This is a genomic window from Streptomyces sp. IBSBF 3136 (genome assembly GCF_036815105.1).
GTDB lineage: Bacteria > Actinomycetota > Actinomycetes > Streptomycetales > Streptomycetaceae > Streptomyces.
Genome location: NZ_JAJSZC010000346.1, coordinates 1 through 5,593, shown reverse-complemented (window position 1 = coordinate 5,593; position 5,593 = coordinate 1). Strand labels below are relative to the sequence as shown.

At 75.1% G+C, this 5,593-nt stretch carries 4 protein-coding genes; 1 reads left to right on the top strand and 3 read right to left on the bottom strand.

Going from position 1 to position 5,593, the window contains the following annotated elements:
- Positions 1–208 precede the first annotated feature (208 nt).
- The 3 genes from V7E45_RS38365 to V7E45_RS38355 form a co-directional block, all read right to left on the bottom strand.
- Complete coding sequence (locus V7E45_RS38365; RefSeq protein ID WP_333778906.1) at positions 209–2,260, bottom strand: FUSC family protein; 2,052 nt, start codon at positions 2,258–2,260, stop codon at positions 209–211.
- Positions 2,261–2,391: 131 nt separating this feature from the next.
- Positions 2,392–3,348 carry an endonuclease/exonuclease/phosphatase family protein gene (locus V7E45_RS38360; protein WP_333778905.1) on the bottom strand — a complete coding sequence of 319 codons (957 nt, stop codon included), beginning with the start codon at positions 3,346–3,348 and terminating at the stop codon, positions 2,392–2,394.
- Positions 3,349–3,358: 10 nt separating this feature from the next.
- Positions 3,359–4,147 (bottom strand): alpha/beta fold hydrolase, encoded by a 789-nt coding sequence (locus V7E45_RS38355; RefSeq protein WP_333778904.1) that lies wholly within the window; start codon positions 4,145–4,147, stop codon positions 3,359–3,361.
- A gap of 94 nt (positions 4,148–4,241) precedes the next feature.
- Between V7E45_RS38355 and V7E45_RS38350 the strand changes: the two genes are divergently transcribed.
- The coding region (locus tag V7E45_RS38350; protein WP_333778903.1) for an aminotransferase-like domain-containing protein at positions 4,242–5,593 on the top strand (1,352 nt) is incomplete at its 3' end.

Sequence of the window (5,593 nt, the reverse complement as noted above, 5' to 3'; positions counted from 1 at the left end):
CCTGGGTGGGGGTGGGCGCGGGGGACTGGGCCGCACCCTCTGCCTCGGCCGTTCGTCCCTTGCGTGAGCGGCCGAATGCGTTCCGCAGGAGAGTGAGAATGCCCATGTGCGCAACCCTTCGCGTGAGTTGATGCCCGTTTAATCCCTGGCCAGGACGGACACGTAAGGTTAGCGGCCCGCGATCCCGTTTCGGTCGGTGGCCGAGAGGTCAATGCGGTGTTGTGATCGCCCGCGCCGCGGCCACCTCCTGGCGCAGCGGTTCCAGCACGCTGCCCGAGGGGCCCGTCAGGTCGGTGCGGACGGCGGTCAGGTGCTCCGCCCGGCGCACCCCGTCCGACAGTTCGCGCAGTTGCAGGGTCACCTGCCCGATCTCGGCGGACGACGGGGCCGGGGAGCCGTGCCGGACCCGGACCCGGGCCGCCGTCGTCGCGTCGACGATGCGTTCCACGGCCACGACCAGCGGCCACCACGCGGCGGCCCGCCGGCCGGTGGGCGGTGGCTCGGTGAGCGCCCGCTGGAACTCGGTGCGGATCGTCGACAGGTCCCGGTAGAGGCGGCGGCGCATGCGGGCGTGGCCGGCGGGGTCGGTCTCCGGGCCGAAGGCCGCCTCGACGTACGCCGCCGTGTCCGCCACCGCGTCGGCCAGGCTGTCGCCGACCCGCGTGTGCCAGCTCTCCGGCCACAGCAGGTAACCGGCGACCAGGGCGATCGCGCACCCCATCAGGGAGTCCAGCAGGCGGGGCAGCAGCAGGGCCGTGCCCTTGTGGTTCAGGATGTCCGACAGGAGCAGGATCACCGGGGTGATGGCCGCCGTCTGGTAGCCGTAGCCGCGCGGGGTCAGGGCCGGGATCAGCGGGGCCAGCAGCAGCATCACGGGCACGTCCCACCAGCCGGGCGGCACCTCGGCGAGCACCGCCGCCGCGACGACGAGGCCCACCACCGTGCCCAGCGCCCGCAGCAGCGCCCGGGAGAACACCGAGCCGAAGTCGGGCTTGAGGACGAACGTGATGGTCAGGGCCACCCAGTAGGAGCGCGGGACCGCGATCAGGGAGACCAGGGCCTGGGCGATGCCGATACAGACGGCGAGGCGCAGGCCGTAGTGCCAGGAGCCCGCGGAGAGCAGGACGCCCCGGGCGGCGCGCGCCGTACGGGTGCCGGGCATGGCGGGGCGGCCGAGGCGGTCGTCGATGCCCCGGGGGTCGACGTCGGGCGTGGCGACGACCCCCGCCGCGTGCCGCACGGCGTGGTCCATGGCCCGTGCGGTCTCGGTGGTGGGGAGGGGGAGGCTGGAGGCCGGGTCCGGGTCCGGGCGTAGGTCCAGGGCCGGGTCCGGGTCCAAGTTCGGGCCCAGGTCCGGGTTCCGGTCCTCGGGGGCGCTCGGGCCGGTGTGTCCCCCGGCTCCGCTGCCGGTGGCCGGCGTGCGGCCGGTCTCGATGGTTTCGGCCAGGTGGCGTACGGCTTGCGGGATCTCCGGGGGGAGCGGCCGGCCGGTCAGGTGGACGGCGGGTGCCGCCTCGACCACGGGGGTGATCGCGTTCAGCTGGGCCAGCAGACGGGTCAGTTCGGGGCTGTAGCCGTGGTGGCGGGCGCGGTGGGCCAGGATGGTGTCGTAGGACCGGTTCAAGGACTGGGTGACGGCGTGCCGGGCGGTGACGTAGCGGTCCGGGGCGCCGCAGGCGGCCAGCAGGTCGGCGACCGTGCGGTAGGTGGCGGCGACCGCCGCGCGTTCCGGGATCCCGGCCCGCAGGGGCCAGGCGAGCAGGGCGAGGGCGAGGACGAGCAGGCCGCCGCCGGTCATCAGCGCCGGCGCCACCCACCAGGCGCCGGGCAGCGGAAGTCCCGCGCCGATCACGCTGTTCAGGAGCAGGGTGAGTCCCGACACGGAGGCGACCGCGCCGATCGTCGAGATCATCCCGGACACCAGGGCGATCGCGGTGAGGGCGGCGACCGCGTACCAGCCGTGGCCGTACACCGCCGCGCCCAGCGTGATGCCGAGCGCGCCGAAGAGTTGCGGGACCGCGATGTTCAGGACACGCATGCGGTAGGCGTCGGCGGTGTCGCTGATGACGCCGGACAGGGCGCCCATGGAGGCGAGCGCGCCGTACGCCGGCTGTCCGGCCGCGAGTCCGATCGCCAGCGGCAGGCTCATCGCCAGGGCGGCGCGGGCCATCGCGGCCCGGTTGAGGGGTGCCCGGTGGGGTTGGAGGTTCCGGACCAGCCAGTCGGGAGGGGTGAGGCCGATGGGGAACTCACGGGACATGCGCCCATTATGGCCGCTTCGTTCAGGTCGGCCGCGGGGCGTCCACAGGGTGTGGGCGGGGTCTGCGCAGCGGGGTCTTCGCGGTGTCGGCCGTCGGCCCGTGGCCCGTCAGCCGTCAGCCCGTCGGCCCGTCAGCCGTGTTCGTGCAGGGTGACGTCGACGACCAGCGCGCGGTGGTCGGTGTCGGTCAGCCGCAGGAAGCGGGCGTCGGTCGCGGTGAAGTCCGGGGAGAGCAGGACGTGGTCGATCTGGGCGCCGATGACGGAGGCGGTGCGGGAGGGCCAGCTCGGGGTGCGGTCGTGTCCGTCGAGGCCGGCGGCGTCGGTCAGGCCGGTGTCGAGGATGTGGCGGAAGGCCGCGTGGTCCTGTGAGGCGTTGAAGTCGCCGGCGAGGATGGTGGGGGTGCGGGTGTCGGCGGCGGCGAAGTCGCGGAGCCGGTCCAGTTCCCGGCGCCAGAGGCCCACCTGGCCGGGCAGCGGGGGCATCGGGTGGGCGAGCTGGACGCGTACGGCGTGGCCGCGTACGTCGGCGACGGCGCCGGGCATGCCCATCGTGCCGGGGATCCCGGCCGCCGGCCGCAGCGGGTAGCGGCTGAGGACGAGGGAGCCCTTGGAGCCGTCCGCGGCGACGGCCCGCCGGTGCGGGTAGGTGCCGGCGAAGTCCCGCTCCAGCGTGGCCCGGCAGCTGTGCTCGCACTCCTCGACGAAGACGAGGTCCGGGCGGTGGCGGCGGATCTGCGGGACCAGGGACGGGGTGCCCCGCCCGAACTCGACGTTCGAGGTCAGCACCCGGAGGGAGGCGAGGGGCCGGCCGCCGGGCTCGTGGATGCGGCCGTAGGGGTCCGAGTACCAGGCCAGTACGGCGAGCGCGGCGACCGCCCACACCAGCCCCGGCCACCAGCGGGCGAGCAGCGCGCACAGCAGGCCGAGCACGGCCGGTACGAGCAGCCAGGGCAGGAAGGCGAGCAGTTGCGGGACGGGGGTGATGCCGTCGGTGCCGGCCGCCCGGCAGCCGAGGACCGCGCTCACCCCGGCCAGGAGCAGTCCCGCACACCAGGAACCCGGCCCGCGTCCGGGGCGATCGGTCACGGGGACGAGCCTACGAGCCGGTGTCGATCCGCGTCAGGAACTTCTCCAGCACCCGGTTGAACTCCGGCGCCCGCTCCAGGTTCGGCATGTGGGCCGCGCCGTCGACGACGTGCAGCACCGAGTCGGGGAGCGCCGCGTGCATCGCCTCCGCGTCCGCGACCGGTGTGTAGGTGTCGTCGGCGCCGACCACGACCAGCGCGGGGACGCTCACCTTCGTCAACAGGTCCCGGTAGTCGGGGCGTTCGGCGCGACCGCGCAGGGAGGCCGCGGCGCCCTGCGGGTCGGTGGCCGTCATCATGCGGTGGACGTGGGACTTGATCTCGGGGGCTGCGTAGGGGGCGACCATCTTCTCCAGGACCTCGTCTGCGTAGCCGCGCATGCCCTCGGCGAGCAGCCGGTCCGCCATGGCGCGCCGGCCCAGCCTTCCGGCGGGGGTCTCGGGGTCGGGGAAGGTGTCGGCGAGGACCAGGCCCCGGACGCGGTCGCCGAAGCGGCCGTAGCACTCCATGGCGATCTGGCCGCCCATCGACAGGCCGGCCAGGACGCAGGTGTCCACGGCCAGGAGGTCCAGCAGGTCCTCGATGTCCCGGGCGTGGCGGGAGAGCGGGACGGTTCCGCGGGTCACGGGGGAGGCGCCGTAGCCGCGCAGGTCGGGTGCGATCACCCGGCGGTCGGCGGCGAAAGCGGTGAGCTGCGGGGCCCACATCGTGCGGTCGAAGGGGTGGCCGTGGACGAGGACGAGGGGCACCCGCGCGGTGGGACCGGGGTTTTTGTCCTCGTACGAGAGGAAGGGGGGCATGTGTTCGACCCTAGGCGTGCCCGCTTCGTCGGTGCAATGAAATCTTTGTCCTCGGTGCAATCCCGCGCCTTCACGGCAGGAGAGCAGGGGACTCGTGGACGACTACCGGCGCATCGCCGACCGGATCGCCGCCGACATCGGCCGTGGCAGGCTCCGGCCGGGGCAACGGCTGCCGCCGCAGCGGGCGTTCGCCCGGCGGCACGGGGTCGCGGCGTCGACGGCGGGGCGGGTGTACGCCGAACTCGTGCGCCGGGGGCTGGTGGTGGGCGAGGTCGGGCGCGGTACGTTCGTCCGCGCCACCGAGCCGGACCCGCAGCCGGGGCATGCGCTGACCGAGGCGGCGGGGCTCGCGCCGGTGAACCTGGAGCTCAACTACCCGTCCGCGCCCGGCCAGGCGGAGCTGCTGGCCCCGGCCCTCGCACCGCTGCTGCGGCCGGACGCGCTGGCCGAGGCGCTGCGCCCGGCCGCGGTCACCGGTACCCGGGCGGCCCGGGAGTCGGCCGCCGGACTGCTCGCCGCCGGTGGCCCGCGGCCGGACCCGGACGGGATCGTCTTCACCGGCAACGCCCGTCAGGCCATCGCGGCCACGCTCGCCTCGCTGGTCCGGCCGGGCGGCCGGGTCGGTGTCGAACCGCTGACGTATCCGCTGGTCAAGCAGATCGCGGCGCGGCTCGGCTGCACGCTCGTGCCCATCGCCACCGACGACCAGGGGCCGCTGCCGAGTGCGGTCGCCGCCGCCCACCGCACCGCTGCGCTGTCCGCCCTCTACCTCCAGCCGACCCTGCACAACCCGACCTCGCTGACGCTGTCCGCCGCGCGGCGCGCGGAACTGGCGGCGGTCGTCCACAGCCTGGGGACACCGGTCGTGGAGGACCGGATCTGGTCCTTCCTGCACCAGGGCGGCGAACCGCCGCTCGCCGCCCTCGCGCCGGGGCTGGTCCACGTGGTCGACGGGCTGTCCAAGCGGGTCGCGCCGGGGCTCACCGTCGGGTTCGTCTCGGCGCCGGCCGACCGGGCCGGGGCGGTGGCCCGGGCCGTCCGCTCCGGGGGCTGGAGCGCGGGCAACTTCGCGCTGGAGGCGGCCGTGCGCTGGATCGGCGACGGCACGGTGGCGCGGCTGGCCGAGGCCAAGCGGCACCAGGCGCGGCACCGGCAGCGGCTGGTCGCGCGGGAGCTGGACGGTTTCGCCGTACGGTCCGATCCGGCCGCCTACTTCGCCTGGTGGGAGCTGCCCGCGCCCTGGCGGGCCGACACCTTCACCGCGGCCGCCCGGGCGCGCGGTATCGCCGTCACCCCGGGCACCGACTTCTCGGTCGACCCGAACCGCACCCCGTCCGCCGTCAGACTGGGCCTCGCCTCGGCCCCGGAACCGGACCTGACCCGCGCCCTGCGAAGCCTGGCCGAGCTGGCGCGGGCAGGGGCAAAGACGGCTGTGGGGGGTGGGTG

What these genes read in the sequence shown, in the direction of transcription:
- V7E45_RS38365 (WP_333778906.1), bottom strand. Translation starts at nt 2,260, where the DNA reads ATGTCCCGTGAGTTCCCCATCGGCCTCACCCCTCCCGACTGGCTGGTC.
- V7E45_RS38355 (WP_333778904.1), bottom strand. Translation starts at nt 4,147, where the DNA reads ATGCCCCCCTTCCTCTCGTACGAGGACAAAAACCCCGGTCCCACCGCG.